Origin of the sequence: Sphingobium nicotianae, assembly GCF_018603885.1 — a bacterium.
Classification (GTDB): domain Bacteria; phylum Pseudomonadota; class Alphaproteobacteria; order Sphingomonadales; family Sphingomonadaceae; genus Sphingobium; species Sphingobium nicotianae.
This window is the reverse complement of the sequence record NZ_JAHGAW010000001.1, coordinates 409227-433032: the sequence shown is the minus strand read 5'-3', so window position 1 is coordinate 433032 and position 23806 is coordinate 409227. Positions and strand designations below refer to the sequence as shown.

Sequence of the window (23806 nt, the reverse complement as noted above, 5' to 3'; positions counted from 1 at the left end):
TCTGTTGGGGGAGGTCGCTGATCCTATGCGGCGAGGAGGGGAGATCCTATGAAGGAAGGCAGTCTCGAAGCACCCATGCGTCACCCGATCGCTTGGGACGATGACAGCTTCTACGACGAGACCGCGCTGGACACGGAACTCCGCCGCGTGTTCGACATCTGCCATGGGTGCCGGCGCTGCTTCAATCTGTGCAGCAGCTTTCCGCGCCTGTTCGATCTGGTCGACGAGAGCCCGAACGAATCGGTCGAGGATCTGACCGCGGCGGACCTCAAGGCGGTCGTCGACGACTGCACCCTGTGCGACATGTGCTTCATGGTGAAGTGCCCCTATGTGCCGCCGCACGCGTTCGACCTCGATTTTCCGCATCTCATGCTGCGCTATCGGGCGGTCGAGCATCGCAAGGGGCTGACCAGCTTCGCCGACCGGGAGCTCGCCAAAACCGATCGCAACGGCAAGCTCGCGACGCTCGCCAGCGGCCTTGCCAATTTCGCGACGAAGGAAGCCAGCCCCGCGCGCGGCGTCATGCAGGCGACGCTTGGGATCGACAAGCGCGCGCATCTCCCGGCCTATGCGGACGTGCCGCTCGCCAACAAGCAGGCGCTGGTGCCGCCGCCCAATCCGGACGGCCCCGCTTTCGGTCGCAAGGTGGCGCTCTACGCCACCTGTTTCGCCAACTTCAACGACCAGACGCCGGGCGAGGCGGCGATCAAGGTGCTCGCCCACAACGGCGTCGAGGTGCGCATCGAATATCCGAAATGCTGCGGCATGCCCAGATTCGAGAATGGCGATCTCGCCGCGGTGGCGAGCGCGGCCGAGCGCGTCGCGGCGCATTTCGAGCCGTTGATCGACGCGGGCTATGCGGTGGTGCCGCTCACCACCTCCTGTGCGCTGATGCTCAAGTTCGAATGGCCTTTGCTGCAGCCGGACCATGCAGCAATCGCCAGACTCTCGGCCAACACATTCGACGTCTCGCAATATATCGTCATGCTGGCCAAGGAGACCGGCCTCATGCCGATCGTGGAATGGGACGCGAAGATCGGCGTCCATTTCGCCTGCCACGCGCGCGCGCAGAATATGGGACCGAAGGCGCTGGAAATGCTGCGCCTCATCCCGGGTGCGAAACCGGCGCTCACCGATCGCTGCTCGGGCCATGGCGGCAAGTGGGGTATTTTTGCGCAGCATTTCGACACGGCGGTCAAGGTCGGCCGTCCCGCCGCGCGCCAGCTCGCCAAGGATATGCCGGACGTCATGGTCAGCGAATGCCCGCTGGCCGGGCCGCACCTCAAGCAGGTGCTGGAGCTGTCCGGCAATGCCGCGCCCGAGCGCATCGGCCATCCGATCGAAGTGATGGCGCGGGCCTATGGCCTCTAAAGGAGCGAGCCATGCCGCATGACGCCCGCATCATCACGCGCGAGGACATCATGGACCTCGGCACCTATGAGACGATCCGCCCACTCAAGCGCGAGGAGGCGCTGCTGCGCAAGCGGTTCCGCCGCGTGTCGGTCGGGCCGCACATCACCGTGACCTTCGAGAATTGGGACAGCATGTGGCTGCAGGTGCAGGAAATGCTGCGCATCGAGAAAGGCGGCGAGGAGCAGCTGGTCGACGAGCTTGCCGCCTATAATCCGATGATCCCCAACGGCCGCGAGCTCACCTGCACGTTGATGATCGAGATCGATGATCCGGTGATCCGCGCGCACACGCTGGGCCGCCTCGGTGGTATCGAAGATCATATCTATCTTTCGGTCGCGGGCGAGCGGATCGACGCCGTGCCGGAAGGAGATGTGGAGCGCAGCCGGGCGGACGGCAAGGCATCCAGCGTCCATTTCCTCCATTTTCCGTTCAGCGATGCACAGGTCGCCACCTGGCAAGGGGGCGAGGGACAGATTCTGTTCGGGATCGATCATCCGCATTACGGCCACATGGCGATGATCGGTGAAGAAATCAGGCGCGAGCTGGCGCGCGACTTCGCCTGAGCCCGCCTATTCCCGCACGGAGAGCGAGCGCGGTCCCACCGTCTTGCGCGGTGGCACATAGTCGGATGCGACAGGCGCTGCTTGCACGGCGGGGGTGATCACCACGGGCGGTGCCGGGACCGGCGCGGCCATGGCGTCGTCCGATGAAGCGGGCGAGATGCCCGTTGCATCCAGCGTCGGGGTCGCGTCGGCGACAGCATTCGTGCTGGGCGTGATCTGTATGGGCGGCGTGGCGGCGTCAGTCGGAGCGGATGCGGGGACGGCCGGCCGGTTCGGCGCCGGTGCTTTTTCCGCGGCGGCGTGAGCGGCGCGCTCGGCGCCGGGCAGGGCGCTGCTGATACTGTTTACGAGAATGGGCGCACCGATCAGGATCGCCAGTGCAGTGATCTGATAAATCCGCTTCGACATGCCCTGCTCCGATGCCCGGCCCGGCCGAGCGGTCGGACTTTACGCAAATGGCCTTAGCATCCGGTAAATGGACGATATCGGTCCGGCGCAGGATCGCGCTGCGCCGTTCAACATATATTTGCCATTTACCGTGTATGCCTCTGAGACTGTCGGAGAATCCGGCGGCTTGATGTAAGGCGGCAAAGCATGAAATGCTCACGCCGCGGGGGTGACGGGTCGGCATGATCAGGGTGTTCAAGCATTATATTCCGCATGCGGTGTTGATGCTCGGCATTTTCGACTTTGCGCTGCTGGTGGCGGCTGCGGAGGCGGGATGGGTGCTGCGCGCCCACCAGATCGCGATGGATGTCGACCAGATCTATAACCGCATCGGCCCGCTTGCGAGCTTCGCCGTCGCGCTGCAGACGGCGATGATCGCGGTCGGTGTTTATAGCCCCGAGGCTCTGACCTCCCTGCGCTTCGCCATGGCGCGGCTGCTCGTCGCCATTTCGCTCGGCGTCATCTTTCTCTCGGTCATGCACTTCGCGATGCCGGACTTCACCTTGTGGCGGTCCAATTCGCTCTACGCGATGGTGCTTGCCTTCCTTTTCCTGATCACGCTGCGCATCCTGCTCGGATCGATGCTTGGCGGCGAGGCGTTCAAGCGCCGGCTCGTCGTGCTGGGCGCGGGCAAGCGGGCGGATCGCATCCGCCAGCTCGAGAAGCGCTCGGGCTCGGGCTATATCGTCGTGGGCTATATCGCCATGAACGATGGCGAGCAGCTCATTCCTGAAGCGATCAACCGCAGCGCCATCTATAATATGTCGGATTTCGTTGTCCGGCTGGCGGCCAGCGAGGTGATCCTTGCGCTGGAGGAACGGCGCAACTCCGTCCCGATGAGCGACTTGCTGCGCATCAAGACCACCGGCGTCCACGTCAACGATCTCTCGACCTTCCTGGAGCGGGAGACCGGTCGCATCGATCTCGACACGGTCAATCCCAGCTGGCTCATTTTCTCGGACGGCTTTTCCTCGGGCCAGCGCCTTTCCGCAATCGCCAAGCGCCTGTTCGACGTGACCGCGAGCGCCTTGCTGCTGGTGCTGACCGCGCCGATCATCCTGCTCGGCGCGCTTGCCGTCATGCTCGATAGCAAGGGCCCGGCCTTCTACAAGCAGCTGCGCGTCGGCCTCTATGGCCAGGAATTCAACATCGTGAAGCTGCGCACGATGCGCCAGGACGCCGAAGTTGCCGGCAAGGCGGTCTGGGCCGAGAAGGACGATCCGCGCATCACGCGCCTCGGCCGCTTCCTGCGCAAGACGCGCATCGATGAACTGCCGCAGGTGTGGAACGTCCTCAAAGGCGACATGAGCTTCGTCGGCCCGCGCCCGGAGCGCCGCCAGTTCGTCGAGGATCTCGAGACCCAGCTACGTTACTATGCGGAGCGTCACATGGTAAAGCCGGGCATCACCGGCTGGGCGCAGATCAATTATCCTTATGGTGCCTCGATCGAGGATTCGCGCAACAAGCTGGAATATGACCTTTATTACGCAAAGAATTATTCACCCTTCCTCGACCTGCTGATCCTGCTGCAGACGCTGCGCGTGATCCTCTGGCCCGAGGGCGCCCGCTGAAGCGGGCTGGGCATCGCCATGTCACTCTGGATCGTTGCCGGTAATACGGGACACGCGCTTGCCGCGGCGTTGCTGACCAGCCTCGCCATTCTGACGTCCCGTCGCTCCCTGCGCTCCTATGAGGGGCAGATCCTGGTCGTCGCGCTGACGGTGACCGCGCTCTGGTCGCTGCGGCATGCGCTGGCGAGCGTGCTGAACATCGGCGCGCTGTCCGATGGCGTGGCCGAGACAGTCCGCAACGGCGCCTGGCTCGGCGTGATGACCATCTATATGCATCGGCATCCCGTCGGCGGCAGCCTGGGTCGCGTCAGGCCCTTGGTGCTGCTGTCGCTCGCGCAGGTGCTGGTGATCCAGCTTGGATTCGACCTGCTGGTCGGCGAGGGCGCGCCCGTCAATGAGGTCGTGCTGCCGGTCTTCCAATCGAGCTGGCTGCTGCGCTGCACCTTCGCGCTCGGCGCGCTCGTATTGCTCCACGGCATGTCCACTCAGCGCGATCATCCGGCCGCGGCCCGGCGGCAGGCCTGGGTCGGCGCCGGACTCGCGTTCATGTGGGCCTATGACTTCAATCATTATGCGCTCGCCTGGCTCACCGACGGCCGCGCCGATTCGATCGGGCCGATGCGCGGCTTCGTCATGGCCCTCTTCTCGTTGATGCTGGTACTGGGGTTGCGCGCGGATGACGGAACGCGGGCGCTGGCGCTCTCCCGCGCAGTCACGATGCGCTTGGTATCGCTCGGCATATTGGCGCTGTATCTGATCGTCGTCACTTTGCTCGCGACCCTTTCCAGCGGCCTCATCGCGCCGGTCGGGCGGGTGGTGCAGTTCGGCGTCCTGTTCGCGCTCGCCGTCTCCGTTCTGGCGCTGATGCCCTCGACGTCGCTGCGTGCCTGGTTGCGGGTCGAGATCACCAAGCATCTCTTCGCGCACCGCTATGATTATCGCATGCTGTGGATGCGCTTCGCCGCGACCGTCGGAGAGAACGGGACGGACGAGGCCCCGCTCGAGACTCGCGTCACCCGCGCGATTGCCGAAGCGATCGAAGCCCCCAGCGCGGCGCTCTATCTGCGCGACGAGGATGGTCGGCTGAGTCTCGCCAAGCATTGGTGCTGGCCGGTCCAGACGGAGTTGCCGGGTCATTTGCCGGCCGTGCTTGCAGACCGCCTCCTGGAGACGGCCTGGATCGTCGATCTCGCGGCGGACTGGGCGACTTATGGCGCGATGCTGCCGGCCTGGATGCAGCGCAGCGCCCAGACCTGGGCATTGGCGCCCCTCATCCACGCTGATCAGCTCGTCGGCGTGATCCTGCTGGCCGCACCGCCGGGCAATCGCCGGCTGGACTGGGAAGATCTCGACGTATTGCGCGTGGTCTGCTGGGAGGCGGCCGCGCGGCTCGGCGAGGCGCGCAGCCGGGCCGCTCTCGCCGAGGCGCAGCGTTTCGACGAGTTCAATCGCCGTTTCGCCTTCATCCTCCACGATCTCAAGAATCTGGTGAGCCAGATGTCGTTGCTCGCCAGCAATGCCGAGCGTCATGCCGACAATCCCGCGTTCCGCGAGGATATGGTGCTGACCCTCAAGGAAACGGCGAGCCGCATGACCGAATTGCTGCAGCGGCTGGGTCGGCCAGGGTCGCGGGCCGAGGCCAAGGGGCTGCTGCTTGGCCCCTGGGCGCGCGATCTCGTCGCAAGCTGGGCGGCGGGTCTGGGCCTTGTCGAGGTGGACGGCGACGTGATGCGACCGGTCCGTGCCGATGCGGAGGGGCTTAGCCGTGCGATCGGACACCTCGTGCGCAATGCCATCGAGGCCAGCCCCGCCGGACGTCTGGTGTGGATCAGCCTCAGCGAGAATGCGTTGGGCGCCTCGATCCGCGTGACCGATCGCGGCCATGGCATGAGCGAGGCGTTTATGCGGGATCAGCTGTTCCGCCCGTTCAGTTCGACCAAGCCCACTGGGTTCGGTCTCGGTGCGCATGAGGCGCGGCTGCTCGTCCAGACGATGGGCGGCATGCTCGATGTCGAGAGCATTGAGGGTCAGGGGACGACCTTTACCATCCGGTTGCCTTTTGCGGATATATGGGGGAGCGACGCTTCCTCCGAGCAGACACGAAAGACTGGTTGATGCCCGACACGCGCCCGAAATTGCTGATCGTCGAGGATGACATCGGGCTGCAGCGGCAACTGCGCTGGGCCTATGACGGCTATCAGCTGTTCATCGCAGGCGACCGCGCCGAAGCGCTGGAGATATTGCGCACCGAGGAACCGCCGGTCGTCACCCTCGATCTCGGCCTGCCGCCCGACCCTGACGGGATCAGTGAGGGCATGGCCGTGCTGGCGCAGATCCTGACGGAGCGCCCCGGCACCAAGGTCATCGTCGCGTCCGGTCATGGCGATCGGGCCAGCGCCCGCCGTGCCATTGCCGAGGGAGCGTGGGATTTCTACCAGAAGCCGATCGACATCGATTCGCTCGGCCACATCGTAGGCCGCGCCTTCCATGTGCATGCGCTGGAGGAGGAGAATCGCCGTCTTGCCGAAGCGGCGCCGGCGGACGGCCGCGTGCTCGGCCGGATGATCACGGCTGCACCGGAAATGCTCAAGGTCGCGCGCATGATCGAGCGCGTCGCCAATGCCAATGTAGCGGTGATGCTTCTGGGCGCCAGCGGCACCGGCAAGGAATTGCTGGCGAAGGGGGTGCACGAGACCAGTGACAGGGCATCCGGCCCGTTCGTGGCGATCAACTGCGCTGCGATCCCCGAAACCTTGCTGGAGAGCGAGCTCTTCGGTCACGAGAAGGGCGCCTTCACCGGTGCAGTCAAGACGACGATCGGCAAGATCGAGCAGGCCGAGGGCGGCACTCTCTTCCTCGACGAGGTCGGCGACATTCCGCTGCCGCTTCAGGTGAAGCTGCTGCGCTTCCTGCAGGAACGGGTTATCGAGCGGATCGGTGGGCGCCAGCCGATCCCCGTCGACACCCGCATCGTCTGCGCGACCCACCAGAATCTCGACGAGATGATCGCCGAGCAGCGGTTCCGCGAGGACCTCTATTATCGCCTTGCCGAGATCGTCGTGCGTATTCCGACGCTGGCGGAGCGGGCAGGGGATGCGGTGCTGCTGGCGCGCCACTTCGTGTCGAAATTCGCCCGCGACCTCAATCCGCAGGTCAAGGGACTGGCAAACGATGCCATCGCCGCGATCGACGCCTGGAGCTGGCCGGGCAATGTGCGTGAGCTGGAGAATCGCGTGAAGCGTGCGGTGATCCTTGCCGATGCCAAGCTGGTCAGCGCGGCCGATCTTGATCTCGATGCGGGCGAGGAGGTCGAGGAGGTCGTCGTCAATCTGCGGGCAGTGCGGGAGGCTGCGGACCAGCAAGCCATCCGGCGGGCGATCGCGCGTGCCGATGGCAATGTCTCCAGCGCCGCCCGCATGCTCGGCGTCAGCCGGCCGACGCTCTATGACCTGATGAAGACGTATAATCTGGGATGAAGCTCGATATTGCGGTCGAGACGGGTGGCGACGTGCGTCAGTATTCAGGCGATGACGCCTCGCAGACGGACAACAGCTTCTCGCTTCACCGACGGCGGCCGGCGGTTCTTCAATAAGATCGTTGTTGGACATTTTGTTCGCCACGGGCGACAGGCGATCAAAACGAAGCGTTTTCCCGGCGTGCCGCTTTGATGATGAATAAACGATTGTAGTGGCGCTTCGGCCTGGTGTGCTTCACCTCAGGCACCCGTGGCCCCCGCCCGGAATCTTTCGACCGCCGCTGCCTTGGGGGCTTCGCTCAGCGGCTGGCCCGGATATTCCTGCAGCCCCCAGGCGCCGTAGATGCTGATCACGCCAACGTCCTGGTAGAGGGTCAGCAGGTCACCGATCTGGTCTCGCCATGCGGTCAGATAGCGCGTGTAGGCCTGCCCCATGCGGGGATCGCGCTCGATCGCCTTGAGCAGGTCCAGGTCGGACGACAGGAAATGCTGTCCGCCCTCATAACTGATGTACCGCAGCCCATATTTCGCGACCTCGGCCTTGGTCAGCGCGGCATAGGTAAGCGTCTCGTCGATCCGGGCCGGGACGGTGGTCGCAAAGAAGGCATCCATCGCCGCAGCGGTCGAGAGCGAGTCCGGGGTCAGCGTGCTGGTGGAGAAATAGGGTGCCGTCGCATAGGCATCGACCTTCCTGGCGGTGTCCTTGAACCCGAGGACATAAGGTACGGCGCTGGGGCCATTCTGAAAGGAGACGACGCGAACGACGCGGTTCATCTGCCCGGCGAACACGCTGGACCAGACGTCCATCACCTCGCCTGTCTTTTCGGCAAGGCGATACATGATGGCGAGGTTGCCGTCCTTCGCCAGCCCCTCTTCAAGGCCTTCCTTGTTGGCCTGCGTCGTCACTTTGAAACCCCAATTCCAGACCTCGTTGGAGACTTCGACATATGCCTTGAGCGTCGGATCGAGCGTGTCGCGGACCAACTCGGCCATCTTGCGGACATAGGCCGCGTCGGCATTCCATGGCACATTGAACCATGGGTTGACGTGCGCCTGGTTGGCGAGGAGGATCATATATTCCAGCGCGACACCGTCCGCCGCGTCGAACGCTCCCGATCCCGGCCTGTTGCGTGTCGCCCAGGTGACGGCCCGGTTATCATTGACGGCTGTGGTCCAGTTGAGGAAGCGCACGACGCTGTAATTCCTGACGTTGGCGAGAAAGACCGGATCGAAGGTAGCGGCGGGATCGGCGTCGCTTTCGCGGCAATCGAGATTGCGCAGCGGATCTTCGCTCGACATGCCGGAATAATAGAAGCTGGCGTTGTAGTTCACCGGTCCCGGCACCCATGAGAAGGTCACCGAATTCGCGCTATAGACGGGATTCTTCACCGGCGGGCCGAACACCTCCGCCGTGGCGATTGTGCCCGTCCACTGGCAGGTGACCTGCACCGTCGCGCCGCGATAGGCCCTGGTCGGAATGCTGATGCCCGTTACGATGCGCTCGCCGGCATCGAGGCGGATCACGTCGTAGTTGGCGTCCATGCGCGCTGCGGGCACGCTCACGCCTTGATTTGCGGCGTTGAGCAACATCCGGCCCCCACCGGAGACGAGGTTCGAGAACATGCGCTCCTGGCCGTAATAAGCGGGCCCGCTGAGATTGATGCCGAGGGTCGTCGGTTTGACGGCGTCTGTGGGTGTTGGCGAGGGTGTTGGTGTCGGAGTGGACGTCGGTGTCGGGGAGGGAGTGGGTGTCGGCGTAGGGATCGTGACCGGTGGGGAGCCGGCGGTTTCTCCGCCACAGGCCGTCAGTGCCAGGGTGAGGGCGCTCGTGGCAATCAGCGGTGCGGCCCCGCCAGACCTTGCGAGCCTCCGCAGCATTGCGCCCTGGCTTCTCATCGCATGTCCCTCGACGACCGGTCAGGTTTCCCCTCAATGGGAAGGGCAAATCCCCCGGACACCGCCGGGCGCCCGCGCACGGCATATTCGGTCTGGACCTGAAAAACGTCCGATTGATTGGCGATCAGCCGTCCATGTCCGAGAATAGCAATGTCAACCACGTCGTCCTCCGAGCATTGGCTGGCGGAACGTCATGCTGCTTCTCAATTGATGAGAAAGTGGGACGGTCAAGGGGCCGGCAGTAGCATGATGTCTCCGGCGCAAGTGCGTCAAGACAACTTACAGTAACCAAAATCACGCCTCGATGTCATATGTGTCATTACTTAGGTAGACATAGGCTGATCATAATAGCGGCAGAATTGTAGCGAGGGATGGGTCCGCCATCGTCGACGCGAGGCCGCCACCCACCCGGTAGCCTTTGGTGTGGATCTTGGCGTCGCGCTCTTCGGAATCAGGCGGTGCGCGTCGCGCAATCGGCCATGGCGATCACCGGTTGCGCAGTCTGTCGGCATGCGAAGCAAAAACTGAGCTATTCGGCCTGAACAAATTCCCGCTTCAATGATTGTCCGCTCTTATGCGCCGACAATCCAGGCCGGATGACTGAAAAGTCGTGGTGAACGGCCATTAGCCCCTCCTCTGAAGAGGAGAGGCTAATGACGGCAGTGCCGTCGCGCCCCGACTGTCGAATTCCAGGAGAAAATGCCGGATAGCCCTCGCTCGAATTTGTCCACGCCGCCTCGGATCTGGGCTTGATTTAGATCTTCCCATTCGCTGTGGAGCAAGTTTCGACTTCGCTAAGCCGGACGGTATTTTGAATGACCGAGGCTCGCCTCAAGCCCCCATCTTCTCTGCCAGCTCATCCAGCGTGATGCCGATGCGATGCATCTGCTCCACCACGGGTGGCCAGACCGAGCCGAAAAAGCGCTCGCGCTCCATCGCGCGGAGCCTGCGGGACGCGCCGGGCGCGACGAACATGCCGACGCCGCGCTTCACCTGCACCAGGCCGTCATCCTGGAAACTTTGATAGGCTTTCGCGACGGTCAGCGGATTGGCACCTTGCTGCGCAGCAAAAGCGCGGACTGAGGGCAACATGTCGCCGTCATCATAGCGCCCATCAAGGATTGCCGCAGCAATCAGATCGCGCAAACGCAGATAGACGGGCCGACTTTCATCGATCATGCTGCATCAGTGACATAATACAGCCAGTCGGTCAACACAAGATGTTGCGCCTGAATGCCGTATCGGCCGCAATGATAAGGCCGTGGCTGTTCAGCCTTTCGGACCGGTCCAGACGCTGAGCACGTCGTCCAGCTCCGGCCGGGGCCGTTCATCCAGTTCCTGGCTGGGCGTGCCGATGAAGACGAAACCGGCGACCTTCTCCTCCGCGCTGCCGAATGCGTCGCGCACCGCGTCGCTATAGCTCGGCCAGCCTGTCAGCCAGCCGCCGGCAAAGCCCATGGCATGGGCGGCATGCAGCAGGTTCATTGTCGCCGCGCCCACCGACAGCTCCTGCTCCCAGAGCGGGATCTTGGTCTGTTTCGGCGCGGACAGCACCACGATCAGCGCGGGTGCCTGCCGCGCATATTGCAGCATGGAGTCGACCTCCAGTCGCCCGGCGGTCGGCTTCTCGACGAGATAGGAGTCCGCAAGCAAAGTCGCCAGCGCCTCGCGCTTGTCGTCCGGCACGATGACGAAACGCCAGGGCGCGAGCTTGCCATGATCGGGCGTGCGCGCGGCAATGCGCACCATCTCGCGCATCTGGTCGAGGCTCGGCCCCGGTGCCGCCAGGTCGCGTGGCTTGCCGGAGCGGCGCGTGGAGAGATGGGCGAGCAGCGAGGAGCGATCGTTGAGCATGTCAATTCGCTAGCCAAATCCCGGGCTTTCGCCAAGCCTTGTTTTGCGAATCGCTCGCAGCAAACGTGCGCAAAAAAACTTCACAGCCACGCAATAATCTCTAGTCTCCCGCGATCATCTGCGCGCCTTTCAGGGAGCGCGCTGCACAAGGGATCGCCAATTTATGTCCAATCACATGGAGGATGCATCCATCGAGCCAGGCACGCCGCCGGCCGATGTGGTGCACGTCGGAACCTGGTTCGGTCATCCGAAACCGTTGTTCTGGTTGTTCGGCACGGAGATGTGGGAGCGCTTCGGCTATTATGGCATGCGCGCGCTGCTCACGCTGTATCTTACCAAGCATTTCGTGCTGGGTGATCGCGCCTCGACCGGCCTCTATGGCGGCTATACCGCGCTCGTCTATCTGACGCCTTTGGTCGGCGGCCTGCTCGCCGACCAGTATCTGGGTTCCAAGCGTGCGGTGCGCTTTGGCGCGCTGATGATGGCGATCGGCTATTTCACGCTCGCCTTCGGCGGCACGGCGGCCAAGCCCTATCAGGTCGTCGACGGCCAGCGCTACGAGGTGGTCGTCGAGCATTTCCGCGACGCGCCGACGAGCGATCCGGCCGAGGCGCGCTATCTTGTCGATGGCGGCCAGAAGCTCAAGATGCGCGGCAATGACGACGGCAGCATGTCGCTGCTCGGCGCCAATGGCCAGGAAGTGCGCAAGCTCGCCAAGGGCAGCTTCACCGAGCAGGCCGAGCGCAGCGCCGTGCTGACGATGATCATGCTGATGGCGCTGTCGCTCATTTCGGTCGGCAACGGCTTCTTCAAGCCCAATATCTCGACGATGGTGGGCGAACTGTATCAGCCGGGCGACCGACGACGCGATGCGGGCTTCACCATCTTCTATATGGGCATCAACACCGGCTCGATCCTCGGCCAACTGCTCTGCGCCATCTTCGCCGACACGATCGGCTGGCCCGCGGGCCTCGGCCTCGCCGGTGTCGCGATGGTCATTTCCTTCCTGATGATCAGCTATCATGGCGGGCGATTGGATGCCTATGGCAATGCGCCCCGCCGCACCGGGCCGGATCGCGCGATGCTGATCTACGTCCTTGCAGTTCTCGCCGTGCCGGTCATCTATTTCCTGTTCGTCAATCTGATGGCGACCGAGAAGCCGCCCGAGGGCTCCGGTTTCGTCGGTTATCTCATGAGCCTGCCGATCATGGGCAAGCTGCTGTTCGGCACCTTCATCGTCTCGGTGCCCGGCATCCTGATCTGGTCCTTCCTCAAGGGCAGCCGCAAGGAAGGCGAGATGATGCTGGCCGCGATGGTCCTCATCGTCTTCAATGTCGTGTTCTGGACCCTGTTCGAGCAGGCCGGGTCGAGCCTCACTTTGTTCGCGGATCGCAACACGGATCGCAGCGTCTTCGGCCTCTTCTCGCTCTCCGCGCCGCAGACGCAGAATTTCAATCCCATCTCGATCGTGCTGCTGGCGCCGCTGATGAGCATCCTGTGGGGCTGGCTCGCCAGGCGCGGTTGGGAGCCGTCTATCCCGATCAAATTCTCGATCGCGCTTGTCGGCGTCGGCGCGGGATTCCTGTTCCTGGTCTGGGGCTCCGTCTTCGCCGGACCGGATTTCAAGGTCGGGCTGTGGTGGCTCGCCGGGCTCTATGTCATTCACTCCGCCGCCGAGCTGTGCATCTCGCCGGTCGGCCTCTCGATGATCACCAAGCTCTCCATCGCGCGCATCGTCGGCATGATGATGGGCGTCTGGTTCCTGTCCATCTCGGTCGCGCAATATGTCGCGGGCGTGGTGGCGCAATTCGCCAGCGTCGAGACGGTTGGTGGCCAGGTGACGAACCTCAAGGTGAGCCTTGAAACCTATGTCGGCGTGTTCACCTCGATTGCCGAGATCGCGATCGGCGCGGGCGTGATCCTGTTCCTGCTCTCCTTCTTCCTCAAGCGCTGGATGCACGGCGTGACCTGACCGGCTTGACCGGATGCGCTGCGCGGGCGCATGGACGCCTGCGCAGCGCGTGAGCGAGCGATCGAGGGGACGATATGAGCAGACGCTTCTTCGGCACAGACGGGATCAGGGGGCTCACCAACAAGTCGCCGATGACCGCCGAGATGGCCATGCGGGTCGGCATGGCGGCGGGGCGTCATTTCCTGCGCGGCGATCATCGCCACCGCGTCGTCATTGGCAAGGATACGCGCCTCTCGGGCTACATGATCGAGAATGCGCTGGTCGCCGGCTTCACCAGCGTCGGCATGGATGTCGTGCAGTTCGGGCCGATCCCGACGCCCGCCGTCGCGATGCTCGCCGCCTCGATGCGCGCCGATCTTGGCGTGATGATCTCGGCCAGCCACAATCCCTATTACGACAACGGCATCAAGCTGTTCGGCCCGGACGGCTACAAGCTCTCCGACGCCGACGAGATGAAGATCGAGGCGCTGATCGAGAGTGACGACATCCCGCTCGCCGACGCTGCCCATATCGGCCGCGCCCGCCGCGTCGAGGATAGCCGCGGGCGCTACATCCACTTCGTCAAGTCGACCTTTCCCGAGCATCTGCGCCTTGATGGGCTCAAGGTCGCGCTCGATTGCGCCAATGGCGCGGCCTATAACACCGCGCCCTCCACACTCTGGGAGCTCGGCGCCGAGCTGATCAGCATCGGCGTCAATCCCAATGGCACCAACATCAATGACGGCGTCGGCTCGACCGCGCCGCAGGTGCTGCAGGAGACGGTGGTCGCGTCCGGCGCGGACATCGGCATCGCGCTCGATGGCGACGCGGATCGCCTGATCGTCGTCGACGAGACCGGCGCGATCGTCGATGGTGACCAGATCATGGCATTGATCGGCACGAGCTGGGCGCGGCGCGGCACGCTCAAGGGCGGCGGCCTCGTGGCGACGGTCATGTCCAATCTCGGCCTCGAGCGCATGCTGGCGAGCCACGACATCCCGCTTATCCGCACCAAGGTCGGCGACCGCTATGTGCTGGAGGAGATGAAGGCGCGCGGCTGCAATGTCGGCGGCGAGCAGTCCGGCCACATGATCCTCTCCGACTATGCGACGACAGGCGACGGCACGATCGCGGCGTTGCAGGTGCTCGCAGCCCTCGTCGAAAGCGGCAAGCCGGCCAGCGAACTGCTCCGCCAGTTCGAACCGGTGCCGCAATTGCTCAAGAATGTCCGCTTCGCCGGGGGCAAGCCACTGGAGGCGGAGAGCGTCAAGACCGTGATCGCCGATGCCGAGAGGGAGCTGAACGGTTCCGGCCGCCTCGTCATTCGTCCGTCGGGGACCGAGCCGGTCATCCGCGTCATGGCCGAGGGCGATGATGGCGATCAGGTCAGGCGTGTGGTCGAGCGCATCTGCGATGCCGTCGCCAGCGCTGCGGAGCATGCGTGAAATGCACTCATGCCGCGGACTTTATCGGGCGGAAGAAGGCCGAACGGACTAGGGAATAAGCGATGCTCGAAATGCGCCCCGATTGCGAACGCTGCGGCGCCGATCTGCCGGCCGATGCCGGCGGCGCCTTCATCTGCTCCTTCGAATGCACCTTCTGCGCCGAATGCGCCGATGCCCTCGACGATCGCTGCCCCAATTGCGGCGGCGAGCTGCTGGACCGCCCGAGCCGCGTCAGCAAAGCGCTGGCCAATAACCCGGCCTCGACGGAGCGCAAATTCAAAGGATAGCGCGGATCGCCATTTAGCGGGCCGCATCCCATTTTCGTCGTCCTGAAACAAGTTCGGCATGACGATCTTGTTTCGAGACAATGCGCTCAGCATTTCAAGAAAATTGAATGTCGATATGTCCTAGGGCTTCGGGCCACCGCGGATGATCTTGAGCCAGGGATTGAGGTCGGGCTCACCGACCTTCATCAATGTGTTGCGGTCGCGATGCTGGAATGGCTCGCTCTGCCCGCGCACCATCAGCATCGTGTCGGAGATATAGCTCCAGGTGCCGTCATCGTGGAATTCGACCTCGATGCTGTAGCTGTCCGTGCGAAAGGCCAGCTCCAGGAAGCTGGTCGAGCAGATGCCATAGTCGGTCTGCCCACGCTCGGCCTTGAGCACCAGTCTGGTCGCATTCGCCTCGGCATGTCCCGCCGCGATGGCCACTTGGCCGCGCGGAATGGCAAGGGTCTGAAGGATCAGCCCTGTCGCCGGCTCCCACAGCCAGTAGCCCACCTGGTCGTGGAAGGTCGTGTCCTCCTCGGGCGTGTTGATGTGGACATGATAGCGCAGGCCATAGAAGAGCTGTGGCCCATTCGCCTGCGGGTCGATCGGCTGCATCTCGATGCGCTCATAATAATCGCGCTGCTCCGGCCCATCCTCCTTGGGATTGATGTCGACGCCGCGCCGGCCCTCCCAGATGCCCGCCAGCCGCCGCAGGGGCCCGAGATTGGCGAGCGCGTCGGGATTGACCGGATCGGGTTCGGTGAAGATGTCGTCCGGAATATCCATGTCGTGTCCCCTTTTGGCCTCGCTGCCGATTTGTTTCATTTTGCACGGACTGACGGGGCAGGCCAAGCTGCCCCATATGAAAATCTGTCCCACGCGCATCGGACGGCGACATGGTCCTGTCCGGCATACCCGCAAAGCGCCTCGACTTCGCGCACGGCTCCCGGCAAAAGTGCGCCATGACGACTCCCCGCATCCTCATCATCGCCGGCTCCGACTCTGGTGGCGGCGCGGGTATCCAGGCGGATATTCGCACGGTCACCATGCTCGGCGGCCATGCGATGACGGCAATCACCGCCATCACCGCGCAGAACACGCTGGGTGTCCAGGCCGTCCATCCCGTGCCGACCGAGATGGTGCTGGCGCAGATCGACAGCGTGGTGAGCGACATCGGCGTCGATGCGATCAAGATCGGCATGATCGGTTCGGCGCAGACGGCACTGGCCGTGGCAGCGCGGCTGGAGAGCATCGGCGCGCCGGTCGTGCTCGATCCGGTGATGGTGGCGACCAGCGGCGGGGTGCTCGCCGATGCCGCGACGGTAGAGAGCCTGCACGAGCTGATGGGTTGGGCCTATCTCACGACGCCCAACCTCCCCGAGCTGGAAGCGCTCGGAGGCGAAGCGGCGCTGACCGCGCGGGGCGAGATGCTGCTGATCAAGGGCGGCCATGTTCCGGGCGAGACGATCGTCGACCGGCTGGTCGGCCCCGAGGGCGAGATCGCCCGCTGGGAAGCGCCGCGCATCGAGACCCAGGACACCCACGGCACCGGCTGCACGCTGGCGAGCGCCATCGCGGTGGGGCTGGGGCAGGGGCTTGACCTTCCAGAGGCAATCGCCCGCGCGCGGACCTTCGTTCGCCTCGCGCTCAGGGACGCGCCGGGTTTTGGCGGCGGCCATGGCCCCATGGGGCATCCGTCGGTGCGGTTGGACCTGGGCGGATCGCCGCGCTTCAATCAGGCGTCCGTGCCCGTCGCCGACTATGCCGCCTCGCGCGATTTCTACGAGAGTCTCGGCTTCACCCTGATCGTCGACAGCCCCGGCAACGCTTACGCCCGCTTCGAGACGCCGGGCGGCGCGACGCTCTCGCTGCATGGCGATACACCGGCCATCTATTTCGAGTGCGACGATCTTGATGCCCGCGTCGCGCAGCTTCAGTCGATCGGGCTGGTGTTCGACAGCGAGCCGGTCGATCAAAGCTGGGGCTGGCGCGAGGCCTGGCTGGTCGATCCGGCTGGCAATCGCCTCTGCCTGTTCAGCGCCGGCGAGAATCGCCGCTATCCGCCCTGGCGCGTGGCGCCGTGATCGCCGGCGTCGACGAGGCGGGCCGGGGGCCGCTCGCCGGGCCGGTGGTGGCGGCTGCGGTCATCCTGTGCAAGCCGCGCCCTTCCGGTCTGGACGACAGCAAGAAGCTGACGGCGGATCGCCGCGCCGCGCTCGAGGCCGTCATCAAGCGCCGCTGTCACTGGGCGGTCGGCGTCGTCGATGTCGGCGAGATCGACCGACTCAACATCTTCGGCGCGACCATGCTGGCGATGACGCTCGCGGTCGATGCTTTGTGCGCCAAGATCGGTTGCGACCCGCGTGAGGTGCTGGTCGATGGCAATCTGACCCCGCACGGCCGCCGGCCGGAATGGCGCTGGGCCGCACGGCCGATCGTCGGCGGCGATGCGCTGGAGCCCTGTATCTCGGCCGCTTCGATCATTGCCAAGGAACACCGCGACGCGCTGATGCGCGATTATCACAACCATCATCCCCACTACGGCTGGGCACAGAACAAGGGCTATGGCACGCCCGATCATCTCGCCGCCCTGCGCGAGCATGGCCCGAGCCCGCTCCATCGCCGCAGCTTCGCGCCGGTGGCCCAGCTGGTGATGCTTTGACGGCGGACGATGACGCTGCACGGCTGCGCGGCCTCGCTCTCGGACATCCCATCATCCGCACACTTCTGGATCGCTGGACGGCCATCGACTTGCCGGACGCATGGCTCTCGGGGAGCCTCATCGCGCAGGCGCGCTGGAACGAGCGGTTCGGTCTGCCATGCGACCACGGTATATCCGATGCCGATATCATCTATTGCGATCCGTCCGATCTTTCGCCGGAGAGTGAAGCCAGTCACGGCGCCCGCCTGGCCTCTCTGTTCGCCGACCTTCCCGTTCCGCTCGATGTTCGCAACCAGGCGCGGGTGCACATATGGTATCCGGGCAGTTTCGGTTTCGAGATCGAGCCCTATCGGTCGTCGCGCGAAGCCATAGCGACTTTCCCGACGACGTCGGCCGCTGTCGGGCTGCGTCTCGATGGCGGGATGGAGACCGCCGCGCCGTTTGGCCTTGGCGATCTCCTCCGGCCGGTCGTTCGGGCGAATGCGACGCAGATCACGCCGCAGATCTTTGCGGCCAAGGCTGCGCGCTGGCGGTCGATGTGGCCCGACCTCGAGATCCTGCCGTGGAGCGCGGCGGTGTCCATGCGCCAACCGGCCGGATGACCGGTCGATCGCTTGCCATGTCCCTCAACGTCCGCTAACAGCGCCGCGTCCCTTGGGGAGTAGCCAGCCGCCGCCCCGGCGGACCCTCGCGTCAACATACTCGGTCGAGAGGCCGTGGCGCAGGGAGGATCGCAAGGTCCAGGCGAGACCAATGGCATGGCGTTTCCGCTCGGGCTGGGCGGGAGGCGCTGTGTCGTTGTTCGTCCGCTGCCTGGCCCAAGGATCGTTCATGGAAGCCTTGCTCACCTCCACCGCCGTGGTCGCGCTCGCCGAAATCGGTGACAAAACCCAGCTGCTCGCCATTCTGCTCGCGACCCGGTTCCGCAAGCCGGTGCCGATCATCCTCGGCATTCTCGTCGCGACGCTCGCCAATCATGCATGCGCCGCCTTTCTCGGCGCCCGGGTCGCCTCGCTGCTGCAGAGCGCATGGTTCAGCTATGCGATTGCCGCCTCCTTCCTCGCCATGGGGGTCTGGACGCTGATCCCCGACAAGATCGACGATCTGGAGGACAAGCCGGCCCGCTTCGGCGCCTTCCTCACCACCGTCATCGCCTTCTTCCTAGTCGAAATGGGGGACAAGACGCAGATCGCCACGGTCGCGCTCGGCGCGCGCTTCCAGGACGTGACGATGGTCACGATGGGGACGACGTTCGGCATGATGCTCGCCAACGTGCCGGCGGTCTTCTTCGGGCATGAACTGATCAAGCGCGTGCCCCTCAAAATGGTGCGCATCATCGCCGCGATCCTCTTCGCCGTGATTGGAATCTGGCTATTTTTGCGCGCCGCGGGCATGGCCTGAGGCATCTACGAAAAAAATATCCACAGGCGCGCGGGCTGAGTCCTGCGCGCAACACCACAACATCTTGAGTCTCCCCCGAATCGCGAGACTCCATCCCTCGTATCGGACTCGTTTCGTTCCTCCCGGAATCAGCGACTTAACACCCCGTAAACCAAGATTACCGCGCTTGACGGCGGCCTGTCGGGGACTCACACATCGGCCGAAACCAGAGGGGGAAGCGTTTGATGGGGGTTATCGAGAAGGTCGGGACCCGGCCGGCAAGGAACAAGGTCGCGCCGTTGAGGGTGCCGCCCGTCCTGCCGCTCGACACGCTCCTGCAGGGCGATTGCATCGCGATCATGCGCACCATTCCGGACGCGAGCGTCGACATGATCTTCGCCGATCCGCCCTATAATCTCCAGCTCGGCGGCGATCTGTTCCGCCCCGAGGGCGGCCGCGTCGATGCGGTCGACGATGCCTGGGACCATTTCGACAGCTATGCCGCCTATGACGCCTTCTGCCGCGAATGGCTGGCCGAGGCGCGGCGCATCCTCAAGCCCGATGGCACCATCTGGGTGATCGGCAGCTATCACAACATCTTCCGCGTCGGCGCGCTGATGCAGGACCAGGGCTTCTGGATCCTCAACGACATCGTCTGGCGCAAGGCCAATCCCATGCCCAATTTCAAGGGTACGCGCTTCACCAATGCGCACGAGACGCTCATCTGGGCGAGCCAGGGCGAGAAAGCCAAATATACCTTCAACTATCGCGCGATGAAGACGCTCAATGACGAGCTGCAGATGCGCTCGGACTGGGTGCTGCCGATCTGCGCGGGGCCGGAGCGCCTGAAGAAGGACGGTCACAAGGCCCATCCGACCCAGAAGCCCGAAGCCCTCCTGTACCGCGTCATGCTCGCCTGCACCCAGAAAGGCGATGTCGTGCTCGATCCCTTCTTCGGCACCGGCACCACCGGCGCCGTCGCCCGCCGCCTCGGCCGCCGCTGGATCGGCATCGAGCGCGAGGACAGTTATTGCGAGGTCGCGCGGGAGCGCATTGCTGCAGCGCTCCCGCTCGACGAGAGCGCGATCACGACCATGCAGTCGCCGCGCAGCCAGCCGCGCGTCGCCTTCGGCACGCTCGTCGAGACCGGCATGATCCAGCCCGGCGCAATGCTCAGCGCCGGCAAGGGCGGGCGCTGGAAAGCGCGCGTCCGCGCCGACGGCAGCCTCGAATGCGGTGACCAGACCGGCTCGATCCACAAGCTGGGCGCAACCTTGCAGGGCGCGCCGAGCTGCAACGGCTGGACCTTCTGGCAGATCGAGCATGAAGGCGCGGTCAAGCCGATCGACGCCCTGCGCCAGCTCTACATTCTCGCCACCGAGCCCTGATCGGGGCCCGAGACAGGCTTCGCCGCCTTCCAGGCGGCCCGAACCCGGAACCGCCGACTCCCACCGGCCGTTCCGGGTTCAACTTTTCCGCGCCGGCACATGTGCGAGACTGCTTCCACCCGTCGCATCGTTGACCTATTCAACTTCGCCAAGCGACTCCGCTATTGAGCGGGGCGCGTGAGAGGAAGAGGAGGCTCCCTTGAGCAAGTTGAGCATTGCCCTGGCCGTCGCGCTGGCCAGCCCTGGCGCCGCGCACGCCGCCACACTGACCCCCGCCCAGATCGCGCAGCGCCATATCGAGTTCGCACAGAAGGGCGACGTCGACGCAATCATGGGCGATTTCGCTGACGACGCGGTGAACTTCACCGCCGGCAAGGCCGTGCAGGGCAAGAACGCCATTCGCGGCATCTTCGCCGGCATGGCCAATCGCAAGCCCGGCGAGCCCTCGCCGGTGGCTAACATGAAGATCGGCAAGGTCTGGGAGGAAGGCGAGGTGGGCTTCGTCACCTGGACGATGGGCCCGGTCAACGGCACCGAGGAATTCCTCGTGCGCAACGGCAAGATCCTGATCCAGGCCGTCTTCATCAGCGCGCCGCCGCCGGCCGCGAAGTAGGGATCGTTCCTTTCCGTCATCCCGGCGAAGCTGGATGGCGAAGGGTGTCTTATGAGGTCCCGAGCAGGGTTTGCCAGCTACCCCATCGCCAGCCGTTGCCGCGCGCCCGCCTCGCCCCAGGCCATCACCTTGCCATGGTTCCAGCCAAACACGGGCTTCAGCACAGGGCCCAGCGCGCGCATCCATGCCTTGGTGACGTCGACCCGCCAGTCGTAGCGGACATGGGTGCGCTCGCCCACCGGCCGAAAGGTCCATTGGCCGACGCCGTCCAGCTCGCCGCGCGCCCGGCCTTCGATGAAGGCGAGCGGCTCGATCTGCGTCACCTCGACATCGAAGCTCAGCGAATAAGGCAGTGCCGTGCGCCAGGTCAGTCGCCGCACCGCGCCGAGGCCGCGCGCATCGCCCTCGCGCAGGCATGTGACGGCGCGCACCGCCGGCCACCAGCCGGGCCAGCCCTCGCTATGCTCGATCAGCGCCCAGACGCGCTCGATCGGCGCATCGAAGGCCCAATCCGTGACGAGGATGAACTGCTTTGCCACCGCTAGCCGCTCCCACAGCGCGGGCGGTTCTTACCATGCCGGTGTGCGGATGCGAAGGAGCGGTTTCCTCGCCGATCCCCATGCATTAGGAGGCGTCGATGACCGACGCACTCGCCAGCCCACAGCCGGGCGCCAGCCTCTATCTCCGCCCGATCTGGTTCGCCGACACGCCGGTCGGCCTTGCCGAGAGCGATTTCCGGCGCCTGGCGGGCGGGCTGATCTGGTTCCAGGCCGTCGAGGCGCGCTGGATCGCGCCGGATGGAGAGGCCGGCAAGGCGCAGGTGCCGCTCGGCCTGCTTGATGTCTGGCAGGCACGCCTGCCGGATGCGCTGGGCGAGCGCGCCGCCACCCTGGTGGCACGCCTGTCCGCGCCCCGCCCGGCGCTGACGTTCGGCGAGCGCGTGCTGCGCTTCGACACGCCGCAGGTCATGGGCATCCTCAATATGACGCCGGACAGCTTCTCGGACGGCGGCAAGCTGGTCGACGATCCGGAAGGCGCGGCCGACGCCGGTTTCGCCATGCAACTCGCCGGCGCTGCGATCGTCGATGTCGGCGGCGAGTCCACCCGGCCCGGCGCCGCGCAGGTCTGGGAAGGGGACGAGATCGCCCGTACCGTCCCGGTGATCGAGCGCCTCGCCCGCAGCGGCATCATCGTCTCGATCGACACGCGCAAGGCGGCAGTGATGGAGGCCGCGCTGGCGGCGGGGGCGGGGATCGTCAACGACGTGACCGGCCTCACTCATGACCCGCGCGGGCTGGAGGTGGTCGCGGCGGCTGGCTGCCCGGTCATCCTCATGCACAGCCCCTCGGCCGGCGACGACCCACATGGCGGCGCCGTCAGGTACAAGGCCGGCGCCGTCGGCGGCGCGAGCATCGACGTTGCCGTGTTCGACTGGCTGGAAGCGCGCATCGCGGCATGCGTCGCGGCCGGCGTCGACCGTGCGAAGATCATCGTCGATCCCGGCATCGGCTTCGGCAAGGCGCTGCAGGACGACACCCGCATCGTCAACAATCTCGCGCTCTATCATGGCCTCGGCGTGCCCATCCTGTTCGGCGCGAGCCGCAAGCGGATGGTCGGCGCGTTGACCGATGGCGCGCCGGTGCCCGAGCGGCTCGGCGGCTCGGTGGCGCTGGCGCTCAGGGCGATCGAGCAAGGTGCCCAGATCGTGCGCGTGCACGACGTGCAGGAGAGCGTCCAGGCCGCCCGCGTCTGGCGCGGCCTGAGAGACGCGGCGCTGGTCGCCGGCTGACCGGGAGACGAACGACAAGAGGGGACCTCTCGCCGACAGCTCTTGCGGCAGTCGCCAGAAATGTTCATGTTTCATACTCTTAAGGGAGATATGCAATGCGGGGCTTGCTGATCATCCTCTCGGTCTTCGCGGCGGTTGCCTTCCCGGCGGCGGTGCAGGCTCAGGCGACGGCGCGCCCATGCGAGCCGGAAGAGAAGACCGGCCCCGCCTGTCTGCTGGCCCACAAGCCTCTGGCGACACTACCTTCCGGCGAGGTCTTTTGGCATATCGACCGCTTCCCGACGAAAATGGCCGCTGAACGCGCCGCGGTGGCGAACAGCGTAGTCACCGAGGCATTCGGATCGACATGGCTGTTCACGCTCGAAACCAAACAATGGCGGTCCAGGGGAGGCGAGCAGCATTCCGTCATCGGTCCGCTGCCGGTGACGCCGGCCGCCACTTATGCGGCCGAGTATCTCCGCTCGATCTTCGAGCCGGGCACAACCGCGCCACTGCATGTCCATTCCGGCCCGGAAGCCTTCTATGCCGTGAGCGGCGACACCTGCCTCGAGACTCCCGATGGCGTCCAGCTTGGGCGAGGGCCGGGCAATAGTCTGGTGATCAGGGCAGGGCCGCCGATGCTGCTCATGGCCATCGGGACAGTGCCCCGGAAAGGCTTCGCGCTCATTCTTCATGACGCGAGCCAGCCGCCTACCACCCTGATCGACCATTGGCATCCGCAAGGGGCGTGCGAAAAGCAGCTTTTCGAGGATCGCGCCCGGTAGCGGATCGTCCGCGTCCAACCCGACCAGGCGGTCATCCTCAGCCAAAAAAAACGCTGTCCTACATCGCTGAAACCGAACCATGCTGGCCCCAAGCCAGAGCGTGACCGGTCGCGTCGACTCGTATGAAGGAGGGAATTTAATCTGTTTTCGCCGTGACCTTCGTGAACTTCGGTTGGACTCTTGGCTTTGGAAGGATGCCGTCAGGTCACAGATTGCCGGAAAACGGCCGTCGAGCACATGCTTTACGCGGCTTTCACATTCCCGCAGTAACGGCGGGTGACCAGCAGGGGAAGATGGGTCCGTGGGCACGCAGAAAGTCATCG

Annotated in this window: 22 protein-coding genes; 16 read left to right on the top strand and 6 right to left on the bottom strand. The window is 64.8% G+C overall.

The genetic code is table 11. From position 1 onward, the window contains the following. The first annotated feature begins 48 nt into the window (after positions 1-48). Both KK488_RS02165 and KK488_RS02160 read left to right on the top strand, forming a co-directional pair. Positions 49-1371, top strand: coding sequence for a heterodisulfide reductase-related iron-sulfur binding cluster (locus KK488_RS02165; RefSeq protein ID WP_214621470.1), 1323 nt, complete (start codon positions 49-51; stop codon positions 1369-1371). An 11-nt stretch (positions 1372-1382) separates the two neighbouring features. After that, a complete protein-coding gene (locus KK488_RS02160; RefSeq protein WP_214621469.1) occupies positions 1383-1976 on the top strand; it encodes a DUF3501 family protein in 594 nt (197 codons plus the stop codon). A 6-nt stretch (positions 1977-1982) separates the two neighbouring features. On the opposite strand, the gene KK488_RS02155 is transcribed toward KK488_RS02160, so the two are convergent. Further along, positions 1983-2384, bottom strand: a complete 402-nt coding sequence (locus KK488_RS02155) for a hypothetical protein (protein ID WP_214621468.1) — start codon at positions 2382-2384, stop codon at positions 1983-1985. A 221-nt stretch (positions 2385-2605) separates the two neighbouring features. Here KK488_RS02155 and KK488_RS02150 point away from each other — a divergent pair, with 221 nt between their 5' ends. Genes KK488_RS02150 through prsR form a run of 3 tightly spaced genes read left to right on the top strand, consistent with a single transcriptional unit; the run spans position 2606 to position 7470 of the window. Next, on the top strand, positions 2606-3994 hold the full coding sequence (locus tag KK488_RS02150) for a TIGR03013 family XrtA/PEP-CTERM system glycosyltransferase (protein WP_214621467.1): 1389 nt from the start codon (positions 2606-2608) through the stop codon (positions 3992-3994). An 18-nt stretch (positions 3995-4012) separates the two neighbouring features. Next, positions 4013-6109 carry an XrtA/PEP-CTERM system histidine kinase PrsK gene (gene prsK, locus KK488_RS02145; RefSeq protein ID WP_214621466.1) on the top strand — a complete coding sequence of 699 codons (2097 nt, stop codon included), beginning with the start codon at positions 4013-4015 and terminating at the stop codon, positions 6107-6109. Then, a complete protein-coding gene (prsR, locus tag KK488_RS02140; RefSeq protein WP_214621465.1) occupies positions 6109-7470 on the top strand; it encodes a PEP-CTERM-box response regulator transcription factor in 1362 nt (453 codons plus the stop codon). The genes prsK and prsR overlap by 1 nt, the downstream gene beginning before the upstream one ends. Positions 7471-7709: 239 nt before the next feature. Here the strand turns inward: prsR and KK488_RS02135 are convergent, their stop codons facing one another. The 3 genes from KK488_RS02135 to KK488_RS02125 all read right to left on the bottom strand — a co-directional run bounded on the left by KK488_RS02135 (position 7710) and on the right by KK488_RS02125 (position 11219). Further along, complete coding sequence (locus KK488_RS02135) at positions 7710-9032, bottom strand: hypothetical protein (RefSeq protein ID WP_214621464.1); 1323 nt, start codon at positions 9030-9032, stop codon at positions 7710-7712. Positions 9033-10196: 1164 nt separating this feature from the next. Continuing rightward, positions 10197-10544 (bottom strand): GntR family transcriptional regulator, encoded by a 348-nt coding sequence (locus KK488_RS02130; protein WP_214621463.1) that lies wholly within the window; start codon positions 10542-10544, stop codon positions 10197-10199. Between the two features lie 90 nt (positions 10545-10634). Next, positions 10635-11219, bottom strand: a complete 585-nt coding sequence (locus KK488_RS02125) for a nitroreductase family protein (protein WP_214621462.1) — start codon at positions 11217-11219, stop codon at positions 10635-10637. A 175-nt stretch (positions 11220-11394) separates the two neighbouring features. Here KK488_RS02125 and KK488_RS02120 point away from each other — a divergent pair, with 175 nt between their 5' ends. From KK488_RS02120 to KK488_RS02110, 3 genes are all read left to right on the top strand, one after another. Beyond that, positions 11395-13191, top strand: coding sequence for a peptide MFS transporter (locus KK488_RS02120; protein WP_250890022.1), 1797 nt, complete (start codon positions 11395-11397; stop codon positions 13189-13191). Positions 13192-13265: 74 nt separating this feature from the next. After that, on the top strand, positions 13266-14615 hold the full coding sequence (gene glmM / locus KK488_RS02115; protein ID WP_214621460.1) for a phosphoglucosamine mutase: 1350 nt from the start codon (positions 13266-13268) through the stop codon (positions 14613-14615). Positions 14616-14677: 62 nt separating this feature from the next. Beyond that, a complete protein-coding gene (locus tag KK488_RS02110; RefSeq protein WP_214621459.1) occupies positions 14678-14902 on the top strand; it encodes a DUF1272 domain-containing protein in 225 nt (74 codons plus the stop codon). A 120-nt stretch (positions 14903-15022) separates the two neighbouring features. Here the strand turns inward: KK488_RS02110 and KK488_RS02105 are convergent, their stop codons facing one another. Further along, positions 15023-15673, bottom strand: a complete 651-nt coding sequence (locus tag KK488_RS02105) for an FABP family protein (protein ID WP_214621458.1) — start codon at positions 15671-15673, stop codon at positions 15023-15025. Positions 15674-15849: 176 nt separating this feature from the next. Here KK488_RS02105 and thiD point away from each other — a divergent pair, with 176 nt between their 5' ends. The 6 genes from thiD to KK488_RS02075 all read left to right on the top strand — a co-directional run bounded on the left by thiD (position 15850) and on the right by KK488_RS02075 (position 20930). Beyond that, a complete protein-coding gene (gene thiD, locus KK488_RS02100) occupies positions 15850-16971 on the top strand; it encodes a bifunctional hydroxymethylpyrimidine kinase/phosphomethylpyrimidine kinase (protein ID WP_214621457.1) in 1122 nt (373 codons plus the stop codon). Continuing rightward, positions 16968-17549 carry a ribonuclease HII gene (gene rnhB / locus KK488_RS02095; protein ID WP_214621456.1) on the top strand — a complete coding sequence of 194 codons (582 nt, stop codon included), beginning with the start codon at positions 16968-16970 and terminating at the stop codon, positions 17547-17549. The genes thiD and rnhB overlap by 4 nt, the downstream gene beginning before the upstream one ends. Continuing rightward, positions 17546-18151 (top strand): nucleotidyltransferase family protein, encoded by a 606-nt coding sequence (locus KK488_RS02090; protein WP_214621455.1) that lies wholly within the window; start codon positions 17546-17548, stop codon positions 18149-18151. The genes rnhB and KK488_RS02090 overlap by 4 nt, the downstream gene beginning before the upstream one ends. Positions 18152-18380: 229 nt before the next feature. Beyond that, a complete protein-coding gene (locus KK488_RS02085) occupies positions 18381-18950 on the top strand; it encodes a TMEM165/GDT1 family protein (protein WP_214621624.1) in 570 nt (189 codons plus the stop codon). A 224-nt stretch (positions 18951-19174) separates the two neighbouring features. After that, entirely contained in the window at positions 19175-20317 is a 1143-nt protein-coding gene (locus KK488_RS02080; RefSeq protein WP_214621454.1) for a site-specific DNA-methyltransferase, read from the top strand. A 199-nt stretch (positions 20318-20516) separates the two neighbouring features. Next, positions 20517-20930 (top strand): nuclear transport factor 2 family protein, encoded by a 414-nt coding sequence (locus KK488_RS02075; RefSeq protein WP_214621453.1) that lies wholly within the window; start codon positions 20517-20519, stop codon positions 20928-20930. A 77-nt stretch (positions 20931-21007) separates the two neighbouring features. Here the strand turns inward: KK488_RS02075 and KK488_RS02070 are convergent, their stop codons facing one another. Further along, on the bottom strand, positions 21008-21469 hold the full coding sequence (locus KK488_RS02070) for an SRPBCC family protein (RefSeq protein ID WP_214621452.1): 462 nt from the start codon (positions 21467-21469) through the stop codon (positions 21008-21010). Positions 21470-21567: 98 nt separating this feature from the next. Between KK488_RS02070 and folP the strand changes: the two genes are divergently transcribed. After that, positions 21568-22719 (top strand): dihydropteroate synthase, encoded by a 1152-nt coding sequence (folP, locus tag KK488_RS02065; RefSeq protein WP_214621451.1) that lies wholly within the window; start codon positions 21568-21570, stop codon positions 22717-22719. 95 nt (positions 22720-22814) lie between these two features. Beyond that, positions 22815-23483, top strand: a complete 669-nt coding sequence (locus KK488_RS02060) for a cupin domain-containing protein (RefSeq protein WP_214621450.1) — start codon at positions 22815-22817, stop codon at positions 23481-23483. Positions 23484-23806 lie beyond the last annotated feature (323 nt).

Coding starts and splice junctions, on each gene's coding strand:
- thiD (WP_214621457.1), top strand. CDS start 15,850: ATGACGACTCCCCGCATCCTCATCATCGCCGGCTCCGACTCTGGTGGC.
- KK488_RS02080 (WP_214621454.1), top strand. CDS start 19,175: ATGGGGGTTATCGAGAAGGTCGGGACCCGGCCGGCAAGGAACAAGGTC.
- prsK (WP_214621466.1), top strand. CDS start 4,013: ATGTCACTCTGGATCGTTGCCGGTAATACGGGACACGCGCTTGCCGCG.
- glmM (WP_214621460.1), top strand. CDS start 13,266: ATGAGCAGACGCTTCTTCGGCACAGACGGGATCAGGGGGCTCACCAAC.
- prsR (WP_214621465.1), top strand. CDS start 6,109: ATGCCCGACACGCGCCCGAAATTGCTGATCGTCGAGGATGACATCGGG.
- KK488_RS02110 (WP_214621459.1), top strand. CDS start 14,678: ATGCTCGAAATGCGCCCCGATTGCGAACGCTGCGGCGCCGATCTGCCG.
- KK488_RS02160 (WP_214621469.1), top strand. CDS start 1,383: ATGCCGCATGACGCCCGCATCATCACGCGCGAGGACATCATGGACCTC.
- KK488_RS02085 (WP_214621624.1), top strand. CDS start 18,381: ATGGAAGCCTTGCTCACCTCCACCGCCGTGGTCGCGCTCGCCGAAATC.
- KK488_RS02120 (WP_250890022.1), top strand. CDS start 11,395: ATGGAGGATGCATCCATCGAGCCAGGCACGCCGCCGGCCGATGTGGTG.
- KK488_RS02060 (WP_214621450.1), top strand. CDS start 22,815: ATGCGGGGCTTGCTGATCATCCTCTCGGTCTTCGCGGCGGTTGCCTTC.
- KK488_RS02125 (WP_214621462.1), bottom strand. CDS start 11,219: ATGCTCAACGATCGCTCCTCGCTGCTCGCCCATCTCTCCACGCGCCGC.
- KK488_RS02130 (WP_214621463.1), bottom strand. CDS start 10,544: ATGATCGATGAAAGTCGGCCCGTCTATCTGCGTTTGCGCGATCTGATT.
- KK488_RS02105 (WP_214621458.1), bottom strand. CDS start 15,673: ATGGATATTCCGGACGACATCTTCACCGAACCCGATCCGGTCAATCCC.
- folP (WP_214621451.1), top strand. CDS start 21,568: ATGACCGACGCACTCGCCAGCCCACAGCCGGGCGCCAGCCTCTATCTC.
- KK488_RS02155 (WP_214621468.1), bottom strand. CDS start 2,384: ATGTCGAAGCGGATTTATCAGATCACTGCACTGGCGATCCTGATCGGT.
- KK488_RS02165 (WP_214621470.1), top strand. CDS start 49: ATGAAGGAAGGCAGTCTCGAAGCACCCATGCGTCACCCGATCGCTTGG.
- KK488_RS02150 (WP_214621467.1), top strand. CDS start 2,606: ATGATCAGGGTGTTCAAGCATTATATTCCGCATGCGGTGTTGATGCTC.